This window comes from Streptomyces sp. NPDC049541 (assembly GCF_044465725.1).
GTDB lineage: Bacteria > Actinomycetota > Actinomycetes > Streptomycetales > Streptomycetaceae > Streptomyces.
Window position 1 is genome coordinate 696,131 of the sequence record NZ_JBITLY010000001.1, and the last position, 22,403, is coordinate 718,533.

18 protein-coding genes, 3 tRNA genes and 1 pseudogene are annotated in these 22,403 nt (G+C 69.3%); 15 read left to right on the forward strand and 7 right to left on the reverse strand.

The genetic code is table 11. The features are described 5' to 3' along the window. The first annotated feature begins 2 nt into the window (after positions 1–2). The 4 genes from ACIBW9_RS03130 to ACIBW9_RS03145 all read left to right on the forward strand — a co-directional run bounded on the left by ACIBW9_RS03130 (position 3) and on the right by ACIBW9_RS03145 (position 6,157). The gene (locus tag ACIBW9_RS03130) at positions 3–1,256 is read left to right on the forward strand and encodes a deoxyguanosinetriphosphate triphosphohydrolase (protein WP_398950648.1); all 1,254 of its coding nucleotides are present in this window, start codon (positions 3–5) and stop codon (positions 1,254–1,256) included. A gap of 174 nt (positions 1,257–1,430) precedes the next feature. Continuing rightward, positions 1,431–2,696 carry an NAD(P)/FAD-dependent oxidoreductase gene (locus ACIBW9_RS03135; protein ID WP_398950650.1) on the forward strand — a complete coding sequence of 422 codons (1,266 nt, stop codon included), beginning with the start codon at positions 1,431–1,433 and terminating at the stop codon, positions 2,694–2,696. 151 nt (positions 2,697–2,847) lie between these two features. After that, positions 2,848–4,752 carry a DNA primase gene (dnaG, locus tag ACIBW9_RS03140; protein WP_398950652.1) on the forward strand — a complete coding sequence of 635 codons (1,905 nt, stop codon included), beginning with the start codon at positions 2,848–2,850 and terminating at the stop codon, positions 4,750–4,752. A 103-nt stretch (positions 4,753–4,855) separates the two neighbouring features. After that, positions 4,856–6,157 carry an RNA polymerase sigma factor gene (locus ACIBW9_RS03145; RefSeq protein ID WP_398950654.1) on the forward strand — a complete coding sequence of 434 codons (1,302 nt, stop codon included), beginning with the start codon at positions 4,856–4,858 and terminating at the stop codon, positions 6,155–6,157. A 195-nt stretch (positions 6,158–6,352) separates the two neighbouring features. On the opposite strand, the gene ACIBW9_RS03150 is transcribed toward ACIBW9_RS03145, so the two are convergent. The 4 genes from ACIBW9_RS03150 to ACIBW9_RS03165 form a co-directional block, all read right to left on the reverse strand. Beyond that, entirely contained in the window at positions 6,353–8,284 is a 1,932-nt protein-coding gene (locus tag ACIBW9_RS03150; protein WP_398950656.1) for an ABC transporter ATP-binding protein, read from the reverse strand. After that, positions 8,284–10,017 (reverse strand): ABC transporter ATP-binding protein, encoded by a 1,734-nt coding sequence (locus ACIBW9_RS03155; RefSeq protein ID WP_398950658.1) that lies wholly within the window; start codon positions 10,015–10,017, stop codon positions 8,284–8,286. The genes ACIBW9_RS03150 and ACIBW9_RS03155 overlap by 1 nt, the downstream gene beginning before the upstream one ends. A 114-nt stretch (positions 10,018–10,131) precedes the next feature. Continuing rightward, a complete protein-coding gene (locus ACIBW9_RS03160; protein WP_398950660.1) occupies positions 10,132–11,574 on the reverse strand; it encodes an FGGY family carbohydrate kinase in 1,443 nt (480 codons plus the stop codon). 78 nt (positions 11,575–11,652) lie between these two features. Beyond that, positions 11,653–11,958: a YtxH domain-containing protein gene (locus ACIBW9_RS03165; RefSeq protein WP_115908323.1), complete on the reverse strand. Its 306-nt coding sequence runs from the start codon at positions 11,956–11,958 to the stop codon at positions 11,653–11,655. Between the two features lie 134 nt (positions 11,959–12,092). Between ACIBW9_RS03165 and ACIBW9_RS03170 the strand changes: the two genes are divergently transcribed. From ACIBW9_RS03170 to ACIBW9_RS03190, 5 genes are all read left to right on the forward strand, one after another. After that, positions 12,093–12,165: transfer RNA gene (locus tag ACIBW9_RS03170), tRNA-Asn, on the forward strand. A gap of 5 nt (positions 12,166–12,170) precedes the next feature. After that, a tRNA-Asn gene (locus ACIBW9_RS03175) sits at positions 12,171–12,243 on the forward strand. Between the two features lie 166 nt (positions 12,244–12,409). Next, positions 12,410–12,486: transfer RNA gene (locus ACIBW9_RS03180), tRNA-Ile, on the forward strand. 329 nt (positions 12,487–12,815) lie between these two features. Continuing rightward, complete coding sequence (locus ACIBW9_RS03185) at positions 12,816–13,049, forward strand: type II toxin-antitoxin system VapB family antitoxin (protein WP_020136336.1); 234 nt, start codon at positions 12,816–12,818, stop codon at positions 13,047–13,049. Beyond that, on the forward strand, positions 13,046–13,453 hold the full coding sequence (locus ACIBW9_RS03190; protein WP_398950662.1) for a PIN domain nuclease: 408 nt from the start codon (positions 13,046–13,048) through the stop codon (positions 13,451–13,453). Before ACIBW9_RS03185 ends, ACIBW9_RS03190 begins: the two co-directional genes overlap by 4 nt. Before the next feature lie 613 nt (positions 13,454–14,066). Here ACIBW9_RS03190 and ACIBW9_RS03195 read toward each other — a convergent pair. Next, positions 14,067–14,336: a transposase gene (locus tag ACIBW9_RS03195; protein WP_398950664.1), complete on the reverse strand. Its 270-nt coding sequence runs from the start codon at positions 14,334–14,336 to the stop codon at positions 14,067–14,069. A gap of 665 nt (positions 14,337–15,001) precedes the next feature. On the opposite strand from ACIBW9_RS03195, the pseudogene ACIBW9_RS03200 reads away from it, so the two are divergent. Beyond that, positions 15,002–15,517: pseudogene (locus ACIBW9_RS03200) on the forward strand (transposase); the annotation flags it as partial. Positions 15,518–15,539: 22 nt separating this feature from the next. Continuing rightward, positions 15,540–16,244 (forward strand): hypothetical protein, encoded by a 705-nt coding sequence (locus ACIBW9_RS03205; RefSeq protein ID WP_398952141.1) that lies wholly within the window; start codon positions 15,540–15,542, stop codon positions 16,242–16,244. A 55-nt stretch (positions 16,245–16,299) separates the two neighbouring features. On the opposite strand, the gene ACIBW9_RS03210 is transcribed toward ACIBW9_RS03205, so the two are convergent. Beyond that, on the reverse strand, positions 16,300–17,181 hold the full coding sequence (locus ACIBW9_RS03210; protein WP_398950666.1) for a helix-turn-helix transcriptional regulator: 882 nt from the start codon (positions 17,179–17,181) through the stop codon (positions 16,300–16,302). A 202-nt stretch (positions 17,182–17,383) separates the two neighbouring features. Here ACIBW9_RS03210 and ACIBW9_RS03215 point away from each other — a divergent pair, with 202 nt between their 5' ends. From ACIBW9_RS03215 to ACIBW9_RS03230, 4 genes are read left to right on the forward strand one after another with little or no spacing between them, the layout of a single operon-like run. Next, complete coding sequence (locus ACIBW9_RS03215) at positions 17,384–18,820, forward strand: MFS transporter (protein ID WP_398950668.1); 1,437 nt, start codon at positions 17,384–17,386, stop codon at positions 18,818–18,820. Further along, complete coding sequence (locus ACIBW9_RS03220; protein WP_398950670.1) at positions 18,810–19,703, forward strand: alpha/beta hydrolase; 894 nt, start codon at positions 18,810–18,812, stop codon at positions 19,701–19,703. Before ACIBW9_RS03215 ends, ACIBW9_RS03220 begins: the two co-directional genes overlap by 11 nt. After that, a complete protein-coding gene (locus tag ACIBW9_RS03225; protein WP_398950672.1) occupies positions 19,700–20,221 on the forward strand; it encodes a hypothetical protein in 522 nt (173 codons plus the stop codon). Before ACIBW9_RS03220 ends, ACIBW9_RS03225 begins: the two co-directional genes overlap by 4 nt. Beyond that, on the forward strand, positions 20,218–21,204 hold the full coding sequence (locus ACIBW9_RS03230) for an MsnO8 family LLM class oxidoreductase (RefSeq protein WP_398950674.1): 987 nt from the start codon (positions 20,218–20,220) through the stop codon (positions 21,202–21,204). The genes ACIBW9_RS03225 and ACIBW9_RS03230 overlap by 4 nt, the downstream gene beginning before the upstream one ends. 144 nt (positions 21,205–21,348) lie before the next feature. On the opposite strand, the gene ACIBW9_RS03235 is transcribed toward ACIBW9_RS03230, so the two are convergent. Next, positions 21,349–21,774: a hypothetical protein gene (locus tag ACIBW9_RS03235; RefSeq protein ID WP_398950676.1), complete on the reverse strand. Its 426-nt coding sequence runs from the start codon at positions 21,772–21,774 to the stop codon at positions 21,349–21,351. Positions 21,775–22,403 lie beyond the last annotated feature (629 nt).

The following is a 22,403-nucleotide window of genomic DNA, read 5'->3' on the forward strand; positions in this document are numbered from 1 at the left end:
ACATGTCGTACGACGCGCAGTCAACAGAACGCTGGGCCCCTGAACCCGACAAACGCCCCGGCCGCACAGCCTTCCAACGCGACCGCGCCCGCATCCTGCACAGCTCAGCACTGCGCCGCCTGGCAGGCAAGACCCAGGTCGTCACCCCAGGAACCCGCAGCCAGGCATGGGACGCCAGTCCCAGAACCCGCCTCACCCACTCCCTGGAGTGCGCCCAGGTGGGCCGCGAACTGGGCGCAGCCCTCGGCTGCGACCCCGACCTGGTGGAAGCCGCCTGCCTCTCCCACGACCTCGGCCACCCCCCCTTCGGCCACAACGGCGAACAGGCCCTGAACGAATTCGCCGAGGACTGCGGCGGCTTCGAGGGCAACGCGCAGTCCCTGAGACTCCTCACCCGCATCGAACCCAAACGGTTCACCCCGGAAGGCTCCGTAGGCCTCAACCTCACCCGCGCCGCCCTGGACGCCGCCACCAAGTACCCCTGGTCCCGAGGCGCCCACCCCACCGACCCGGCCTCCCCCAAGTTCGGCGTCTACGAGGACGACCGCCCCGTCTTCGACTGGGTCCGCAAGGACGCCCCGGGCACCCGCACCACCTTCGAGGCGCAGGTCATGGACTGGTCCGACGACGTGGCGTACTCGGTGCACGACGTCGAGGACGGTCTGCACGCCGGCCACATCGACCCCAACTGCCTGCACGCGGAGCCCGAGCGCCGGGCGGTCTTCGCGGTCGCCGTCGGACGCTACGTCCCCGCCGGCACCGACCCGGCCGAACTCGCCGCCGCCCTGGACCGCCTCCAGGACCAGGAGTGGTGGCCGCACGGCTATGACGGCTCCGCGGTCGCCCAGGCCCGCCTCAAGGACGCCACCAGCCAGCTCATCGGCCGCTTCTGCCTCGCCGCCGAGACCGCCACGCGCGAGGCGTACGGCGCCGGCCGCCTCACCCGCTACGACGCCGAACTGGTCGTACCGCACGAGACACGGCTGGAATGCGCGGTCCTCAAGGCCGTGGCCGACCGGTACGTCATGCAGCGCGCCGAACAGGAGCTGCTGCGGGCGGACCAGCGGATCGTGGTCGCCGAGCTGGCCGAGGCGCTCACCGCCCGCGCCCCGGACGGCCTGGACCCCCAGTTCCGCGCCCTGTTCGACCAGGCGGGCGACGACCGCGCCCGCAAGCGGGTGATCGTCGACCAGATCGCCTCGCTCACCGACGCATCGGCGCGTTCGCTTCACGCGCGTCTGACGGGGCATCTGTGAGACTGACGGTACGCGGGGACGCCGAACGAGCCCGAATGTGACCCTCCGTGGCCTGATCGGGCCACTCCCTCTTCCCCCCTCACGCTCCGTGCGGGACGCTCGCATATGGCGGCACCCGCTGTGTGCTGTGCTTTCTGGGGGGACACCCCCAGACCCCCGGCTAGGAGGCATCAAGTGGTCGACGCGGATCAGACATTCGTCATCGTCGGAGGCGGTCTCGCCGGCGCGAAGGCGGCCGAGACGCTCCGAGCGGAGGGCTTCACCGGGCGCGTGATACTGATCTGCGACGAACGCGACCACCCGTACGAGCGCCCTCCCCTCTCCAAGGGCTATCTGCTCGGCAAGGAGGAGCGCGACAGCGTCTTCGTGCACGAGCCGGCCTGGTACGCGCAGAACGACATCGAGCTGCACCTCGGCGAGACCGTCGACGCCATCGACCGCGAGGCGAAGACCGTCCGCTTCGGCGAGGACGGCACCCTCGTCCGCTACGACAAGCTCCTGCTGGCGACGGGCGCGGAGCCGCGCCGCCTCGACATCCCCGGGACCGACCTGGCCGGCGTGCACCATCTGCGCCGCCTCGCGCACGCCGAGCGGCTCAAGCACGTGCTGACCGCCCTCGGCCGGGACAACGGGCACATCGTGATCGCCGGCGCCGGCTGGATCGGTCTTGAGGTGGCCGCGGCGGCCCGCGAGTACGGCGCCGAGGTCACCGTCGTCGAACCGGCGCAGACCCCGCTGCACGCCGTCCTCGGCCCCGAGCTCGGCAACCTCTTCGCCGAGCTGCACCGCGAGCACGGCGTCCGCTTCCACTTCGGCGCGCAGCTGACGGAGATCGTCGGCCAGGACGGCATGGTCCTCGCGGCCCGCACCGACGACGGCGAGGAGCATCCCGCGCACGACGTCCTCGCGGCGATCGGCGCGGCCCCCCGCGTCGGCCTCGCGGAAGCCGCCGGCCTGGAGATCGCCGACCGCGCACACGGCGGCGGCGTGGTGGTCGACGAGCGTCTGCGCACCTCCGACCCCGACATCTACGCGGCCGGCGACGTGGCGTCCTTCCCGCACACCCTCTTCGGCACCCACCTCCGCGTCGAGCACTGGGCCAACGCCCTCAACGGCGGCCCGGCGGCGGCCCGCGCGATGCTCGGCCTGGACGTCACCTACGACCGGGTGCCCTATTTCTTCTCCGACCAGTACGACCTGGGGATGGAGTACAGCGGGTGGGCGCCCGCGGGGTCGTACGACGAAGTGGTGATCCGGGGGGACGCGGGCAAGCGTCAGTTCATCTCCTTCTGGATCAAGGACGGCCGGGTGCTGGCCGGGATGAACGTGAACGTGTGGGACGTCACAGAGCCCATCCAGAAACTGATCCGCTCGAAGACACAGGTGGACACGGAGGCCCTGGCGGACCCGCACGTCGCTCTGGAGAGCCTGATCGCCTAGTCATCTGCCTGGTTCGGTCGTCTCGCGTGTGCGGGCCGTGTGGGGCTGGTCGCGCCCACGCGGCGGAGCCGCATGTCGACACAGGCCCGCGCCCCTTCGGGGCGCGACCAGCCGCCCCAGATGTGTCAGTCCGGCACCGTAGAATTCACGCGTGGCAGGACGGATCAACGACGAGGACGTGAAGGCGGTACGGGACGCGGTCCCGATCGACGCCGTGGTGTCCGAGTACCTCCAGCTGCGCAACGCGGGCGGTGGCAACCTCAAGGGCCTGTGCCCGTTCCACGACGAGAAGTCGCCGTCCTTCCAGGTCAGCCCGAGCAAGGGGCTCTTCCACTGCTTCGGCTGCCAGGAGGGCGGCGACACCATCACGTTCGTGATGAAGGTCGACCACCTCTCCTTCTCCGAGGCGGTCGAGCGCCTGGCCGGCCAGGCCGGCATCACCCTGCGCTACGAGGAGGGCGGCTACAACCCGTCCCACCAGCGCGGCGAGCGCATCCGCCTGGTCGAGGCCCACAAGATCGCCGCACAGTGGTACGCCGAACAGCTGGCGACCAGCCCGGAGGCCGACACCGGCCGCACGTTCCTCGCCGAGCGCGGCTTCGACCAGTCCGCCGCCGAGCACTTCTCCGTCGGCTACAGCCCCCAGGGCTGGGACCACCTCACCCGTTACCTCCGCGGCAAGGGCTTCACCGACAAGGAGCTGCTCCTGTCCGGCCTCTCCCAGGAGGGCCGCCGCGGCCCCATCGACCGCTTCCGCGGCCGCCTGATGTGGCCGATCCGCGACATCGGCGGCGACGTCGTCGGCTTCGGCGCCCGCAAGCTGTACGAGGCGGACAACGGGCCCAAGTACCTCAACACCCCCGACACGGCGATCTACAAGAAGTCCCAGGTCCTGTACGGCATCGACCTGGCGAAGAAGGACATCGCCAAGGCCAGCCGCGCGGTGGTGGTCGAGGGCTACACCGACGTGATGGCCTGCCACCTGGCCGGTGTCACGACCGCGATCGCGACCTGTGGCACGGCCTTCGGCGGCGAGCACATCAAGATCCTGCGCCGGCTGCTGATGGACAACGGCAGCGCACGGGTCATCTTCACCTTCGACGGTGACGCGGCCGGCCAGAAGGCGGCCCTGCGCGCGTTCGAGGACGACCAGAAGTTCGCCGCCGAAACGTACATCGCCATCGCCCCCGACGGCATGGACCCCTGCGAACTGCGCCTGGCGAAGGGCGACGAGGCGGTCGCCGACCTGGTCGAACCGCGTACGCCGCTGTTCGAGTTCGCGCTGCGCCAGATCGTCGTGCGCTACGACCTCGACACCCCGGCGGGCCGCGCGGCCGCCCTGGACGAGGCCGCTCCCATCGTCGCCCGCATCAAGAACAGCGGCGCCCAGCACGAGGTCGCCGTCCAGCTCGCCGGCATGCTCGGCATCCTCGACACCCAGTTCGTGGTCAAGCGGGTGGCGCAGCTCGCCCGTTGGGCCCGTGACCGAGGCGGCAAGGGCCCGGCGGCCCCGGCGCGTGGCCCCCAGTCGTACGAGGCCTCACCCCGCTCCTCGGGCCCGTCCGGCCCGGCGCTCAACCTCCGCAACCCCGTCTACGCCACCGAACGCGAACTCCTCAAACTCGCCCTCCAGCGCCCGGAGTTGGTCTCCCCGGCCTTCGACGCCTACGGCATCGACGAGTTCACCGCCGCGCCCTACGCCGCCGTACGCCAGGCGATCATGGAGGCGGGCGGCGCGGAGTACGGCGTCCAGGACGCCCAGGACTACCTCGTCCGGGTCCGGGAGGCCGCCCCCGACGACACGGTCCGTGCGATGGTCACGGAACTGGCCGTCGAGGCGATCATGCGCCGCACCGTGGACGAGAACTATGCGGGCGAGCAGCTCGTGACCGTCCGCCGCCGTGCCGTGGAGCGCCGCGTCCGTGACATCCAGAGCACCCTCACCCGCCTCGGCACCCATGGGGACCCGGCGCAACTGGCAGCCGTACAGAACGAGTTGTGGGTGCTCCAGCAGTACGACCAGGCGCTGCGCGAGCACGGCGCCGCAGCCCTGTGACCTCTTCGCGTACGCCGCGGTAACCGCGCGGTCACGGCACGATTGCAAAAAGTCACCGCACGCCCCTCGTGGCGGCGATGTGTCGTACTCCACACTGGGTCCGGTGCCTGAGTCCTCGGAGCGCGGCCGACCCGTCCCCCACGGGTCGCACAAGCCCGCGGTTCCGCTCATCGCGTACGGGACGGACAGCGGCGAGGCCGTCGACTCCGCTCCCGAAGCAGCGCTGCCGCACACCTCAGCAGCGATCATCCTGGAGGTCGCCCCCGTGCAGACCCAGACCCTCACCCAGACCGACACACGTACGGACGGCACGGAGCCGGACGCCGCGACCGACGTTCTCGTCGCGGTCCCCCCGCAGACCCGTGTCGCGCACCACCCCGAGGCGGAGCCCGAGAGCCCGCACGAGCCGGCCGAACCGCCCGCGGAGGAGCTGGAGGCCGCGGAGGACCCCGAGCCGGTGGCGCCGTCGCGTGCCCGCTCCGCCGACACCGGCGGCCCGTCCTCGGACCTGTTCCGCCAGTACCTGCGCGAGATCGGCCGTATCCCCCTGCTGACCGCGGCCGAGGAGGTCGAACTCGCCCGCCGTGTCGAGGCCGGCCTGTTCGCCGAGGAGAGGCTCAGCACCGCACCCGACCTGGACAGCCAGCTCGCCCTCGACCTGGACCGCCTGGTCGTCATGGGCCGGATGGCCAAGCGCCGCCTCATCGAGGCGAATCTGCGGCTCGTCGTGTCCGTGGCCAAGCGGTACGTCGGCCGCGGGCTGACCATGCTCGACCTCGTCCAGGAGGGAAACCTGGGGCTGATCAGGGCAGTTGAGAAGTTCGACTACGCCCGCGGGTACAAGTTCTCGACGTACGCGACCTGGTGGATCCGCCAGGCCATGTCCCGGGCCCTCGCCGACCAGGCCCGCACCATACGGGTCCCGGTCCACGTCGTCGAGCTGATCAACCGGGTCGTCCGCGTCCAGCGCCGCATGCTGCAGGAACGCGGCTACGAGCCCACCCCGGAAGAGGTCGCCGACCACCTCGACCTGCCGCCCGAGCGGGTCAGCGAGGTCCTGCGCCTGGCCCAGGAGCCCGTCTCCCTGCACGCCCCGGTGGGCGAGGAGGACGACGTGGCCCTCGGCGACCTCATCGAGGACGGCGACGCCACGTCCCCCGTGGAGTCGGCAGCCTTCCTGCTCCTGCGCGAGCACCTGGAGGCGGTCCTGTCCACGCTCGGCGAGCGCGAACGCAAGGTGGTCCAGCTCCGGTACGGCCTGGTCGACGGGCGCCCCCGCACGCTGGAGGAGATCGGCCGCATCTTCGGCGTGACCCGGGAACGCATCCGCCAGATCGAGTCGAAGACCCTGAACAAGCTCCGGGACCACGCATTCGCGGACCAACTGAGGGGCTATCTGGACTGACGCCGTCTGCGGGCCGGCGGGGCTGGTCGCGCCCACGCGGCGGAGTCGCAAATCGATGCAGCCCCGCGCCCCTCAAAAGCCGCCGTAGCTGCGGGCAGTCGTGCAGCTAGGGGCGGCACGGGTGGGCGCAGGCGGCACCCCGCGAGCGCGGGCAAGTGCACCCACCCGTCCCCAGCCCCAGCACCGGGCAACGGCTCAGTCGACCTCAGCCACCGCCTGCGCGAACTGCGCCTTGTACAACCGCGCATAGGCACCGTCCGCGGCCAGCAGCTCCGCATGCGCGCCCTGCTCCACGATCGCCCCGTTCTCCATCACCAGAATCGTGTCCGCGTCCCGGATCGTCGACAGCCGGTGCGCGATCACGAACGACGTACGCCCGTGCGCCAGCTTCGCCATCGCCTTCTGGATCAGCACCTCGGTCCGGGTGTCCACCGAAGAGGTCGCCTCGTCCAGCACCAGGATCGTCGGGTCCGACAGGAACGCCCGCGCGATGGTGATGAGCTGCTTCTCACCGGCGCTGACCCCCGTGCCCTCGTCGTCGATCACCGTGTCGTAGCCGTCGGGAAGCGTCCGGATGAACCGGTCCGCATGGGCCGCCCGCGCCGCCTCCTCGATCTCGCCGCGCGTGACCTCCCGCGAGGCGCCGTACGCGATGTTCTCCGCGATCGTGCCGCCGAACAGCCAGGTGTCCTGCAGCACCATGCCGATCCCGGCCCGCAGTTCGTCCCGGGACATCGTCGCGATGTCGACGCCGTCGAGGGTGATGCGCCCGCCGGAGACCTCGTAGAACCGCATGAGCAGATTGACCAGGGTGGTCTTGCCCGCTCCCGTCGGACCGACGATCGCGACCGTGTGCCCGGGTTCCGCCTTCAGGGACAGGTCCTCGATCAGCGGCTTGTCGGGGTCGTAGCGGAAGGAGATGTTCTCCAGCTCCACCCGCCCGCGCAGTTCCTCGGGCCGCTCGCCGCGCACCGGATCCGCCTCCTGCTCCTCCGCGTCCAGGAGTTCGAAGATCCGCTCGGCCGAGGCGACACCCGACTGCACCAGGTTCGCCATCGACGCGACCTGCGTCAGCGGCATCGAGAACTGCCGCGAGTACTGGATGAAGGCCTGGACGTCACCGATCGACAGCGCGCCGGACGCGACCCGAAGACCGCCGACCACCGCCACCAGCACATAGTTGAGGTTCGACACGAACATCATCAGCGGCTGCATGACCCCGCTGTTGAACTGCGCCTTGAAGCCGGCCTCGTACAGCGCGTCGTTCTGCTCGGCGAACTGCTTCGCCGACTCCTCCTGCCGCCCGAACACCTTCACCAGGGTGTGGCCGGTGTACATCTCCTCGATGTGGGCGTTCAGCTTGCCGGTGGTGCGCCACTGCTGCACGAAGTGCGGCTGCGACCGCTTGCCGACGCGCGTGGCGACGACGAACGACAGCGGCACGGTCACCAGCGCCACCAGCGCCAGCAGCCAGGACACCCAGAACATCATCGCCAGCACACCGATGATGGTCAGCAGCGAGTTGATGAGCTGGCCCATCGACTGCTGCAGCGTCTGCCCGATGTTGTCGATGTCGTTGGTCGCCCGCGACAGCACTTCCCCGCGCTGCCGCTGGTCGAAGTACGACAGCGGCAGCCGCGACAGCTTCGCCTGTACGTCCTCGCGCAGCCGGTACATGGTCCGGTTCACGGCCCGGTTCACCAGCCGGGTCGCCACCGCCATCAGCAGACCGGCGACGAGGAACGTGCCCAGCGCGAGCAGTAGTACGTCGCCCACCGCTCCGAAGTCGATGCCCTTGCCCGGGGTGAAGTCGGTGCTGCGGAGCATGTCGGCGACCTGGCCCTGCCCCCGCTGCCGCATGGAGTCGAGGACCTGCTCCTTGGTCGCCCCCGCCGGCATCTGCCGCCCGATGATCCCGGCGAAGACCAGGTCGGTGGCCTTGCCGAGGATCTTCGGACCGACCACGTTCAGACCGACGCTCACGACCACGCAGAGCAGCAGTACGCAGATCGTCAGCCGCTCCGGCTTGAACTGGGAGATCAGGCGTTTGCCCGACACCTTGAAGTCCATCGAACGGCTGTCGGGACCGCCGCCCTGGCCCATCATCCGCGCCATCGGCCCGGCCATCAGGCAGCCTCCGCTTCCGTCAGCTGGGAGAGCACGATCTCCCGGTAGGTCTCGTTGTCCGCCATCAGCTCGTGATGCCGGCCGGTCCCGACGACGCGTCCTTCGTCGAGTACGACGATCCGGTCCGCGTCCCGGATGGTCGCCACCCGCTGGGCGACGATCACGACGGTCGCCTCCGCGGTCTCCTGCGCGAGCGCCGCCCGCAGCGCCGCGTCGGTCGCGTAGTCGAGGGCGGAGAAGGAGTCGTCGAAGAGGTAGATCTCCGGGCGCTGCACCAGCGTCCGCGCGATCGCGAGCCGCTGCCGCTGACCGCCGGAGACATTGGTGCCGCCCTGGGCGATGGGGGAGTCGAGGCCGTTCTCCAGCCGCTCGACGAACTCCTTGGCCTGCGCCACCTCCAGCGCGTGCCACAGCTCCTCGTCGGTGGCGTCCGGATTGCCGTAGCGCAGATTGGTCGCCACGGTCCCCGCGAACAGGTACGGCTTCTGCGGCACCAGGCCGACCGTCCTGGCGAGCAGCTTCGGGTCGAGCTTCGCGACGTCCGTGCCGTCGACGAGCACCTCGCCGTCGGTCGCGTCGAACAGCCGCGGGACCAGCCCGAGCAGCGTGGACTTGCCGCTGCCGGTCGAGCCGATGACGGCGGTCACCTCACCGGGCCGCGCCACCATGTCGATGCCCTTGAGCACGGGCTCCTCGGCGCCCGGATAGCGGAACCCGGCACCCCGGATCTCCAGATGACCGTGCCGGCGCAGCTCCGTGACCGGCGCGACGGGCGGCACCACGCTCGACGAGGTCCCGAGGACCTCCTCGATCCGCTCGGCGCACACCTCCGCGCGCGGCACCATCATGAACATGAAGGTGGCCATCATCACGGACATCACGATCTGCATCAGATAGGCGAGGAAGGCGGTCAGGTCGCCGATCGCCATCCCGCCGCTGTCGATGCGGTGCGCGCCGAACCACACGACCGCGATCGAGGACAGGTTCACCACCGTCATCACGATCGGGAACATCAGCGCGAGCATGTTGCCGGTGGCCAGCTGCATCTCGGTGAGGTCGGTGTTCGCCTTACGGAAACGATCCTTCTCGTAGTCGTCCCGCACGAACGCCCGGATCACCCGGTTGCCGGTGATCTGCTCCCGCAGCACCCGGTTCACCGTGTCGAGCCGCATCTGCATGGCCCGGAACAGCGGCCGCAGCCGCCGCACGATCAGCGTCACACAGATGCCCAGCGTCGGCACCACCGCGACCAGCACCCCGGACAGCGGAACGTCGAGGCCGAGCGCCAGCACGATCCCGCCCACGCACATGATCGGCGCCGACACCATCAGCGTGAACGTCATCAGGGCCAGCATCTGGACCTGCTGTACGTCGTTGGTCGTACGGGTGATCAGCGAGGGCGCCCCGAACTGCCCGACCTCCCGCGCCGAGAAGGACTGCACCCGGTCGAACACCGCCGCCCGGACGTCCCGGCCGACCGCGGAGGCGGTCTTGGCGCCGTAGTACACGGCACCGATGTTGCACACGACCTGCATCAGCGAGATGCCGATCATCAGGGCGCCGAAGGAGAGGATGTAGCCGGTGTCACCCTTCACAACGCCGTTGTCGATGATGTGCGCGTTCAGCGTGGGCAGGTAGAGGGTGGCGCAGGTCTGCAGGAACTGCAGCAGCACCAGCAGGGCTATGGGTTTCTTGTAGGGCCTGAGATAGGTCCGCAGAAGTCGTATGAGCACGCTACGTCTCTCGGAGTCGGCGGCGGGGCGGGCTTGATGCCCCAGGCTCCTATCGTCGGACACTCCACCCGTGTTACCTCAACCGATTAAGCCGACAGCAGTGCTCCGTACGCCTTATGGGCGGAAAGCGCCTGGGTGTGTCTGTTCCCGGACCGAAACGAACTGCTGCCGTACCGCCTGACCCACCGCCAGCTCGTCCCCGGGCTCCAGCACCCGTCCGCTCGCGCCCTGCCAGACGGGCGGGTTGCGCGGATCGAGCGCGCCCTGCGAGACCCCGAGCGCCCAGGCGGCCTGCCGGGCCGCACCGATCGCCGCATAGTCCGCGGGCTGCGGCACGACGACCTGCGCCCCGAAGAGCATGGGCGCCGCCGCCTGCACGGCGGGCAGCTCGGCGGCCGCCCCCAGCAGGAAGACCCGCCGCACCTCGACACCCCGGCCGCGCAGCACGTCCAGCGCGTCCGCGAGCCCGCACAGCATGCCCTCGAACGCCGCCCGCGCCAGATGCTCCCCCTTCATCGACTCCCGCCGCAGCCCGGCGATCGACCCCGCCGTGTGCGGCAGGTTCGGCGTCCGCTCACCCTCCAGATAGGGCAGGAGTACGAGCCCATGGGCGCCGGGGGTCGACTTCATCGCCAGCTCGGACAGGCTCTCCAGATCGGGCAGTCCGAGCAGTTCGGCGGTCCCGCGCAGGGTCCGTACGGCGTTCAGCGTGGTGACGACCGGCAGATGCATACCGGTCGCGTCGGCGAGGGACGTGATCATCCCGGTGTTGTCCACCAGGGCCTCGGGGTGTACGGCCATGACCGACCCGGAGGCGCCGAGCGACACCACCGCGTCACCGAGCCCGATGCCGAGCCCGAAGGCGGCGGACATGGTCTCCCCGGTCCCCGCGGAGATCAGCAGTCCCTCGGGGGTCGTACCCGCGGCGTCCGCGGGGCCGATCACCTCCGGCAGCATCGCCTGGTGGCCGAGCGCCAGCTCGACGAGATCGGAGCGGTAGCTGCCGGTGGCCGCCGACCAGTAGCCGGTGCCTGAGGCGCCGCCCCGGTCGGTGGTCCTTCTGACCGGTCTGCCGAGCAGCTGCCACACCAGCCAGTCGTGTGCCTGCATCAGCATCGCGGTGCGCAGGGCGGCGTCGGGTTCGTTCTTGGCGAGCCAGCGCAGCTTGGTCACCGGCTGCGCGGCCTGCGGCACACACCCCACCGCCTGCGCCCAGGCCTCCCGGCCGCCGAGCGCGTCGATCAGATCGGCCGCCGCGACCTGCGCACGCTTGTCGCCGCCGACCAGCGCCGGACGCACCGTGCCGCCCTGCGCGTCCAGCGGCACGAGCGCGTTCTGCTGCGCCGACACGCCGATGGCCTGCACGCCCTCGAGGAGCCCGCCGCCGGCCGCTTCACCGAGGGACAGCAGCCAGGCCTGCGGGTCGACGTCGGCGGGGCGGTCGCCGTCCACCGGATGCGGGGCATACCCCTGCCTGAGCACGGTGCCCGTGTCCGTGTCGCAGACGACGATGCGAGTGAAATCGGGTGCACTGTCCAACCCGGCGACTATCCCCATGGCGAAAATTCTATGGGTCCTGCGCCACGGGGATGTGTGCGCTTCGCCGGGTGCGGGCGCGTCGTGGCAGGTGAACTGCTAGGTGTTGCTGGTACCCCAGTCGTCCTCGGCTGCGCCGTTGGTGTTGCGCTCCCGCAGGGAGCGGACCCGCTGGGCCACCGAGTCGGGGACGCGGTCGCCGACCTTGTCGCTCACCACGTGGTACGCCTTGCCGGCGAACTCGCGGCCCTGCTGCGCGGCCGACTCCGCGGTGTTGCGGACGGCCGGGTTCTGCGCGACCTGACGCGCCGACTTCTTCAGTTGCTCGTAGCGCTCGCGACCGGCACGTGTGCCGAGGACGTAACCCAGAGCCAGTCCGACGACGAACGTGAGCTTGTAGCGCATGGCGGGGCCACCCTTCCGTCCTGGGGGAGTACCGATTGGCGGAGCACCCCCCTGCTTGCGCTAATGTATGTGTCGCAGCGAGCGCCCGCCCTCTGGCGAATACCCAGGCAGGCACGTTCGATGCAACGAGGCATTCCTCCGTAGCTCAATTGGCAGAGCAGCCGGCTGTTAACCGGCAGGTTACTGGTTCGAGTCCAGTCGGGGGAGCTCGGTCCTCCGTAGCTCAATTGGCAGAGCAGCCGGCTGTTAACCGGCAGGTTACTGGTTCGAGTCCAGTCGGGGGAGCACAAGAAGAGGACCCCCTTGGGGTCCTTTTTCATGTGGGCGGGAACCGCGCAGGCGGCGGTGCAGTCTCCATGGGCGTGCGTAGCCGACCATCCGAAGCAGGAGATCGTATGAGCGGCTATGCTGCGGCAGACGGCGCGCACAAATGTGCGCGACACGCCGCCGTGGGGCGGTAGCTCAGCCGGTTAGAGCAGCGGACTCATAATCCGTCGGCCGTGGGTTCGAGTCCCACCCGCCCCACCACTCGCTACGCGGGAAGAAACCTTCTGACCAGCAACTTTACTGGCTGGCAAGTGAGTCGAGGGATGCTGGCGGCGCGTTGCAAGGCGCACTTCATGATCGGCAGGACAGATTCGGGACGTCGATTCCGGTCAAGTCGGACATGAGGCTCATGGGGTGATTCGCGCGAGGTGAGGCGCCCCCTTGCTGGCCGCCCTGGACTGGGGAACGGTTCGGATGGAAACGCCTCCACATCCTGCACGCCCCTTGAGTGGCCTGGCTGTGATCGGCGGCAGTATTCAATGTTGGCGATGTATCGTGGATGTGTACATCGTGGATGTTGGAGGTGTCCGGTGTCCGTCACGCAAATTGATCTCGACGACGAGGCGCTGGCCGAGGCCATGCGGCTCATGGGTGCCACGACGAAGAAGGAGACCGTCAACGCGGCTCTTCGGGACTACGTGGCACGGATCAAGAGGCTGGAGGCCGCAGAGAAGCTGGCCGCGCGAGGTGCGCGTGGCGAGTTCGAGCAGGCCGCAGCGGCGCATGACGCCGAGAAGCGTGCCCGACGCGAGGCCTTCGAGTGATTACGTACCTGGTGGACACCTCGGCTCTGTGGCACCTGTTCCGCACCCCAGGCGCGCTGCGCCCCTGGGAGGGACACATCGCCGCCGGGGTATTCCACCTCTGCGAGCCGACACGAGCCGAATTCCTCTACTCGGCGACCAGCCCGTCTCATCGAGATGAGCTGGCGGACGAACTGGACGCGCTCTGCCTGCTCTCTCCAGTTCCGAAGAACGCCTGGCGGTGGGTCGACACCGCCCAGTACAAGCTGACCCAGCGGGGCCAGCACCGGGCGGCTGGAGCGATTGACCTGCTGGTGTGCGCGACTGCTGTGCATCATGGGCACACTGTTCTCCACGTGGATAATGACTTCGTGACAGTTGCTGGAGTCCTCAAGGAAGTTCAGCAGCGAGACGCACGAGTCTGATCACCCTGCATGCGCGGGGCCCACGCCGAGACGAACATTCGCGGCAGCCTCAACGTGGACTTATTCCCGCGTGCGCGGGGCCGACGGCGGGTCGGGACACAAGGACAGGAACAGACTGACAAAGGCGAAGGGGCGCCGACATGCCCCGCCCCTTCTGACCTGCAAAAACGTCATGAATGAGCGTGGACGAGCAAGGGTCGCCAAGATCCTCAAAGGACTCATAATCCGTCGGCCGTGGGTTCGAGTCCCACCCGCCCCACTGTGCAGGTCTGTGAGCTGCGGAAACGTCTCAGCGGGCGTGCGGATTCAGGACTTTGGGAACCACAGAGCTGAATCCGCTGCTCGTGGGTTCGGGTCCGGTTCGGTTTGCGTCAGCTAGTGGTCGCCTGACCTGCATGTATGTGCGCTTACAGGTTGCTGATGAGACCAGTTCTGGTGGGTCGTGCTGCGGTGGTTCCATGAATTGAGGCCGTCCTGAGGCCGCTGGCAACGGGGACAGTGTTGTCGACGGGTCTGCGCTCCGGCCAGTGTCGGCGGTCTCTGAACCTGGGTTCTGGATCACCTTCCGTGCCGGAGTCACGGAGGGGCACCACGACCGCGATCATGGACGCCCTCACGCCGCGAGGAGGACTCGCTTGCGGAGCAGGTCGAAGTTGGCGCGGCCGAACATCTGCCGCTTGAGCGTCTTGATCTTGTTGTTGTGGCCTTCGACGGCGCCGGAGCTGTAAGGGAGGCCGAGCCCGGCGACGACGGTGACGAGGTCCTGGCCGAGGCCGATGACAAAGGCGTGCAGGGCGGGCAGGTCGTCGGCCTGGACGTGCTCGATCCATTGGTCCAGCTGCTGTCCTTGGCGGTTGTTCATCAACTCGGCGAAGGAACGCACGTGTTCGGTGGTGCGGTCGAGTTCGGGGCGGGCCTTGGCTGGTCATGGCCGTTCCGCACGGCCGGGCGGTGACCGCTCTCGTCCCGCTCACCGGGCAACTCGGCTATGTAAGCATTGACTTCCGTCTCCAGGGCGGCGGCCAATATCCGCCTCGCACCCTCGCGGACGATCTCGTCGATCAGGGAGCCGTTTGGCGTGGAACCGTCAGCATTGACTACCGTGAGTACGGGCATGGTGCCCTTCCCGACCGGCGCTGCGAACGTCGGCGTACTCGGTGACCTTTAATCGATCACTCGGGAAGGTACGCCCTTCGCATGCCACCCGAGCCCCGATCCACAGGTCTTGAGCATTGCTCGGGGTTGCTCCGCAGTCGGTCGTCCGCGCAGCCCGGGACGCGGATCAGAGGCGGTGCGGTGCAGCGGCCGCCTGGAGCCATCCGTGGTGGCGGTCGCCCAGGGCTCCGGGCAGATGAGCGTGGTGGTCGCGCCTCTGCTGCGGCGCAGGCCTCGCCCCCAGTGACTGGACGCCAGGGGAGTCGCAGAGCGTCATGAACCTCTAACCTGCAATTATCTCTCTTTGAGGCGCACGTCACAGCGGAGGCGTGAATGGGGGTGGTTGGCTGATCAACTGAATCTGACCGGAAGCGTAAAGGGGGAACGCTGGCCATGCATTTATCGCGCGCACAGCAGGTCCTGGCAGAGCCGGGCGCCCCGTCCGTTGACACCTTCGCGAAGAGGGTCTTCGGGTACCTACCACGAGCCGACCAGCGCCGATGGGCCCAGACCTATCTGAAAGGGCTGCTGCTCACCGACGGCAGGAAGTCGATGCGGCGGGTGGCGGAGTCCGTGTCCGGCTCGCCCACAGTCTGGTACTCGCTGCAGCAGTTCATCAACAGCAGTCCATGAAAGTGGGAACAGGCTCGTGACGCTCTGACACGGTGGATCGAAGAGCGGTCATCTGTGCGGGCCTTGACCATCACACCCGTCATCCTGCCCAAGCGCGGCGATCTGTCTGTGGGCGTGCACCAGCGATTCGACGCCTCTTGCGGGCGAACCATCAACTGCCAGCTTGCGGTTGGCCTCTTCCTGTCCTGCCCGGGGGCCAATTTTCCCGTCGACTGGCGACTCGTGCTTCCACGGCAGTGGATTGACGACCCCGGACTGCGCCAGCGTGCCCGCATACCCGCGTCCGCAGTGGAGGCACATGGTGGACCTGCTGGCCGACCCTGTCGGCAGCACCTCTTCACCGGACGTGCCGGTGGTGGCCGACATGAGCGACGCAACCGACCTCGTGAAGCTGACGGGCCTTCTGGGCGGCACCGGGCGCGACTTCCTCGTTGCTGTCAATCCCCGGCTGGTGTCTTCTCGTGAGGGCAAGGTGCCTGAACAACGCTCACCCGACCGCCTGCGGAGGACTCCACATGACAGACCTCGCCAGAGGACTGGTTTCGTGGCCGGCGACCGCCCGATCGGGCCGGACGTGCGGCGCCCGTGGAGTCAGCACACGGCCGCCGTCACGGGTTCCGACGGGAGGTTCCGGCAGGCCCAGATCCTGTCCACTCTGATGTGGCAGCCCGCTCGGAAGCCGCAGCAGGGGGGCGGTGACCAGCGGCCGTACAGGTTGTTCACCGAGCTCGCCGCGGACGGACGGCCGGGCTCTCGGTTCTGGCTCACCACCCTCGCCCATCACCGCTTGGACGAGCTCCTTGAGCTGACCCGCCTCTACGTCAGTTCCACAGTCACGGCTGACTGTATGGACGGTCGCTACGAGTTGCTGGACTTTGCTGGGCGTTCCTTCCCCGCCTGGCACCATCACATGACCATGGCGTCGGCGGCGTACGCCCATCTGCGCCTGGCAGACTCCGGGTATTCGTCCCTGTCATATCTGACCGGGCGGCGCGGCGCCTGAAAGGGCACCGGCCAAGAGGCGTTGTACCCTCCCGGCCGGTCAGCACGATCTGGCCTCACACCGCCGTGGAGGTGCTCTCGACCTCAGGCGCGGCTGCGCTGCCCAGCAGGCGCAGAGCCGCCTCAGAGGGCGAGCCCGGTTCGGCTGTGTAGGCGATCAGGCGCTGGCCGGACGAGCCGGGGATGACGAGGTTCTCGAAGCTCAGGTCCATAGTGCCGACCGACGGGTGACGCAGCTGCTTCACCCCCGAGGTGCAGGTGCGCACCGGATGGCGGGCCCAACGGGAGGCGAACTCGTCGCACTGAACGGTGAGTTGGCCGACCAGTTCGGTCAGCCGGCGGTCGTCGGGGTGTCGGCCGGCGATCAGCCGCAGCGAGGCGACCGCGAGCTGTGCCTCCTCGTGCCAGTCGGTGTACAGCGCGCGGTAGCGGTCATCCAGGAACAGCATCCGCGTCACGTTGGGCCGGGTACCCGGCGTCTCGGGGCTGTCCGCGGGCAGATGTGCGGCGAGCAGTGCGTGCCCCAGCCGGTTCCAGGCCAGTACGTCGTTGCGGCGGTCCAGGACCAGGGCTGGTACCTCGGACATGGCCGCCAGCAGCTGTCGTGCCGAGGGGCTGGCCTGCTCCGCGCGGGATGTGGCGGGGCGGGCAGGGGTGGCGGCGGGGCGGGCCAGGTCCTTCAGATGCGCGGTCTCGTCGTCGGTCAGCCGCAGGGTGCGCGCGATCGCGTCCAGCACTGAGTCCGAGGCGCTGAGCGCACGGCCCTGTTCGAGACGGGTGTAGTGGGTGATGCTGACCCCGGCGAGCATGGCCAGCTCCTCCCGGCGCAGCCCGCTGACCCGGCGGCGCGTCGGGTGCGGGGTGATGCCGACGTCCTCAGGACGCAGTGCGGCACGGCGGGACCTGAGGAAGTCTCCCAGTTCGGACGGAGCGTCCATCGATGCCTCCCGATCACTCCCCTCCATGATGCACGCCCACCGTGCCGGTCGTGAGCCATAAGGGTGGTCATGTGATGACCACCCTTGCGCTGACTGTGCGAGACAGGGTGCTGGCTGGGTTCCCGGGCCGAGACGAGTCTCTTTCCCAGCGGTGTGCACGACAGACGCACCGATGAAGCTCGAACGAAAGGGACTCGACGTCATGTCCGTCACTGATTCGGAGACGGCCGGTACGGCCGTAGGAACGGCCCCGGCCGTCCTCACTCCGCGCCTGCGGCTGGTGCTGGTGCTGCTGCTCGCGGCCCAGTTCATGCTGGCCGTGGACTTCTCCATCCTGAACGTGGCGCTGCCGGTGATCGGCAAGGGCCTGGGCTTCTCTCTGGCGCATCTGCAGTGGATCGGCACCGCGTTCGCCCTGTGCGCGGCGGGCTTCACCCTGCTCTTCGGCCGGGTCGCGGACCTCTTCGGCCGCCGCCGGCTCTTCCTCGGCGGTCTGGTGGTGCTGGGCGCGGCCTCGCTGGTCGGCGGTCTGGCTCAGAACCCGGAGGTGCTGATCACGGCCCGTGTCTTCCAGGGCCTCGCGACCGCCGCGGTGACCCCGGCCGGCCTCTCGCTCATGACGACCTCGTTCCCGGAGGGCCCGCTGCGGGAGAAGGCTCTCGGCCTCAACGGGGCGCTGATGTCCGCCGGGTTCACCACCGGCGCGATCCTCGGCGGCCTGCTGACCGACCTGCTCTCCTGGCGCTGGGCGTTCTTCATCAACGTGCCCGTCGCCCTCGCCGTCCTGATCGTCGCCCCGACGGTCATCAAGGAGTCCCGGCCCGACGAGCGCCCGAAGCTGGACGTGCCCGGCGCCGTCAGCGTCACCCTAGGTCTGCTGGCCATCGTCTTCGGCCTCACCCAGGCCGGTGAGCACGGCTGGGGCTCCACGAACGCCCTGCTGCCACTTGCGGCCGGTGTGCTGCTGCTGATCGTGTTCTGGGCCGTCGAGCGCAAGGTGAGCGCCCCGCTGGTGCCGCTCGGCGTGCTCGGCAAGCGTTCGGTGGCCTGGGGCAACGTCGCCGGTCTGATCGCCTTCCTCACCGAGACCTCCCTGGTCTTCCTTTTGACCCTCTACCTCCAGGAGGTGCTCGGCTTCTCCCCCCTGGCCGCCGGTCTGTCCTTCGGTGTGCTGGGCATCGGAACGGTCGTCGGCGGCTCGGTCGCCCCGAAGGTCATCGGGAAGATCGGCAGCAAGCAGACGCTGATCACCGGCGGCATCCTGCAGACTGTGTTCACGGCCGCCCTGCTCGGCCTCGGCGCCACTCACTCCTCGCTGTGGCTGCTGCTGGTCGCCACCTTCGCCGGCGGGGTGGGCAACATGCTCGTCATCGTCGGATTCATGGTCACCGCGACTTCCGGGCTGGCTGACCACGAACAGGGTTTGGCCACCGGGCTGGCAACAATGACCCAGCAGATCGGCATCACTATGGGCACGCCGATCATGAGCGCCATCGCCACCGCCGCGATGACCGGCACGGGAGCCTCGGCCATCCTCGGCGGACTGAAGACGGCCATCGCGGTCAACGCCGCCCTCGTTGTCCTCGGCGCCCTCACCAGCGCCGTGTTCCTGCGTGGTGCGCGGTCGAGTGCGCAGTAACTCACGACGGTACGAACCGCGCGCCGGTCTGGCCGCTCCGGACGAGGACAGGGCCGTACGTCCGGACGGCCTGCGGTCCGATGAGGTGCAGTGGCGGCCGGGCTGGCTGGACGCGGGGACCCATCGCATACCGGTACGGATCTACCGGCCCGCACCGCGGTCGTACGGCTGGCTGGTCTGGGCGCACGGCGGCAGCTGGCAGGCCGGGTCGGTCGAGCACTGGCACGGGCCCGTCACGGACCTCGCGAGGACCTCGGGGTGCACCGTGGTCAGCACCGGCTACCGACTGGCCCCCGGCTACCGGCACCCTGCCCAGCTGGAGGACGTGCTGACCGCGCTCTCCTGGGCTGGGGAACAGGCAGCGGACGGCGAGCCGCTGGCGGTCGGGGGCGACAGCGCAGGCGGCACCATCGCCGCCTGCGCGGCCCTCGCCCGCCGCGACCGCGACCAGCCGCTCGCCGCCCAGCTGCTGGCCTACCCACCACTGGACCCCGACTGCGCCGCGGCCTCCTACACCAGCGAGCGGGGCGCCTTTCCCTCAGCGGAGGACCTGCGGCTGGCCTGGGAGACGTACCGCGCCGGGGTGGAAACCGCCGTACGCGGCGGGACCTCGCTGTACAGCACCCCCCTGGCGGCAGAGCGGCTGGGCGGGCTGGCCCCGGCCGTACTCGCGGTCGGCGAGCTCGATCCCGTCCGGGACGACGTCACGGAGTACGCCCGGCTGCTGCGCGAGGCGGGCAACGCCGTACGGCTGAAGACCTTCCCCGGCACCCCGCACGCGGCCTTCCTCGTCGGCGGCGCCGGTGCGGGGAACCCGGGGATGAGGCGCTGGCTGGGCACGGCGCTGCGCGAGCAGCTGGAACTACGGAAGGAGACACCATGACCACCACACGGCCCGAGACGGGGCTGCCGCACATCGCGGCCTTGCTGCGCCACTTCGGAGACCTGCGCGACGGCACCCACGGCGAGGGCGGCGACACCGTGTCGCGCAGGGGCAAGGAACGGCACTTCGAGCAGGCCGTCCAACTGCTCCACCCGTACGCCGTCCAGGTGCTGGAGGAGTTCGACACCGCTTTGCTCCTCGGTACCGGCGAGGTGGCGGCGAGCGGGACCCAGCGCACCCAGGACCGGGGGCTCGGGGCGAGCTGGACGCTGTCGTGGCCCGAGCAGCGGGAGTCCGGGATCGCGCCGATCACCCTTCTCGCGTACTACGGCGGCGGCTTCCACCACCCGCATCTGCGGGGTGCGACCGTGCACGACTGGCCGCTGAACGTGTTCACGCCCGAGCAGGCGGCGGCCGAGGTGCCCACGCTGCGCGCGATCGCCACCGGTGACCTGCACAACCTGGTCTTCCAGCGGGACTACCGGATCGTGCCGGCGATCACGCGAGGCACACGATGAGCGGGGCAACGGCGCCGGCCCCGCGTTTGTCGGTGCTGGACCAGTCGCCCGTCGGCGCGGGCTTCTCACCGGCCGACTCACTGCGAGCGTCGGTCGAACTGGCCCAGGCCGCCGAGGAGTTGGGGCATGTCCGCTACTGGACCGCCGAACACCACGGCTCCCCGGGGTTCGCGGGCTGCGCCCCGGAGATCCTCGCTGCCATTCTGCTGGGGCACACCCGGCGGATGCGGGTCGGCACCGGCGGTGTGCTGCTGCCGCGGTACTCGCCGGCGAAGGTGGCCGAGGTCTTCTCGGTGCTGGCGTCGGTGTTCCCCGACCGGGTGGACCTGGGCCTGGGTCGCAGCGGCGGTCCCGCCCACGACTATCCGCAGCGAGTTCGGGCGGTGCGGGTGCTGCTGGGTCTGGACAGCGCCGATCCGCTCGCCGCGGGCGAGACGGGGCTGGTCCCACCCGTGCGGCCGCAGATGTGGCTGCTCGGTGCCGGGGCGAGTTCGGCGCTTCTGGCGGGCGAGTTGGGGACGGGGTACGCCTTCGCGCACTTCCTCGTGCCCGGGCCGGCCCGTGAGGCCCTCGCCTCCTACCGGGCGACGCTCGTCGAGCACGGCCGGGCGGGCCGCGGGGGCGTGCTCGCCGTACGCGTGGTCACGGCCGAGAGTGAGGAACAGGCCGAGGCACTGGCGCAGAGCGTGCTGCTGTGGCGGGCCCGCAAGGACCTGGGAGAGGACCTGCCGTTGCCCAGCGCCGAGGATGCGCGCAAGCACCGGTGGGATTCGCTGGAGGCCGAGCGAGCTGATGTCCGCCGGCGTTCCCTGGTGTGGGGGACGCCGGAGCAGGTGCGGGAGCGGTTGACCGACCTGGCGGCCGAGCACGGGGTCGACGAGATCATGGTGAACACGCTGACTTGTGCCCCAGAGGATCGGTTGCGGTCGCATGAGCTGCTGGCGGAGGCTTTCGCGGGGGATGTGCGGGCGGTGCGGGCGTAGGTAGGCCGTCGTTGGCTGCGGGTGCGTTGTGGCTGGTCGTGCCCACGCGGCGGAACCCCAAATCGATGCAGCCCCGCGCTCCTGAAGGGGCGCTCATGGAGGGGCCGGGGTACAGAAGCCCCGGCCCCCGACTTTCGTATGGACTCAGAGTGCCCGTAGCGATGTCGGCTGGGGTTCAGCCGGGGTCGGCGTGGTTGGCTCCGTCGTGCGGCGGCTTCGGCTGAAGCGGCGCATCGCGGGCATTTCCACGAAGCGGTACAGGAGCCAGCCGCCCAGTAGTGATGCGGTGAGGAAGCCGATGATGAGCAGGATCGACGCCGGTACCGAGTAGGTGGCGCCGTTCAGCAGGGAGCGAAGATAGAAGATCGTCACGCCTTGGACGAGGTAGAAACCGAAGGAGATCTCGCCCAGCCAGACCATTGGGCGGCTGCGCAGCCAGGTGTGGTGGCCGGCGACGTCGGATGCCGCCACCGAGGCGATCAGCGCGCCGATGGGGACGATTGTCACGGTGACGAACGTGTACTGGAAGGGCACCACGAAACCGGTGGCGTACCCCAGCGCGCACAGCACCAGCGACTTGCCGCAGCAGGCCGCTGTCCGTCACTGACCATCCACGATGGTGGAGGGCCGCGGCCGACCCGGCCGACACTGTTCGACCTGGAGGCGGCGCCCATCCAGTAGTGGGCCCGGGCCCGGCGCTTCCTCCCCCGGAAGCGGACCTGATGTGAAGTCCCTTGGATTCGCTAGTCCCTGAAACCAAGTCACATCGGGTGCCCAGCAAAGCCGAAAGGGAATCCGCTGCGCGCGAGTTCGAGGCCCGCTTCGAGCTGGCGGGATCCTCCCTGCGTCGCCGGCCTGGTCGTCTGTCGGGGCTCATTGAGGCCGAGTTGAGGCCGCAAGGACAGGAACAGCCCGACAAGGGTTGACTAGCTCTCACATGGATAACCTCATCTGACCTGCGAAAACGTCCAGGATAAGCGTTGATCGGCAAGGATCGCCAAGATCCTCAAAGGACTCATAATCCGTCGGCCGTGGGTTCGAGTCCCACCCGCCCCACTGTGCAGGTCTGTGAGCTGCGGAAACGTCTCAGCGGGCGTGCGGATTCAGGACTTTGGGCCAACGGACTGAATCCGCTGCTCGCCAGTTCAACGCCGTGGTCATCGGCGTTGGTTGGAAACGCTCTGCCCTGCACAGACGTA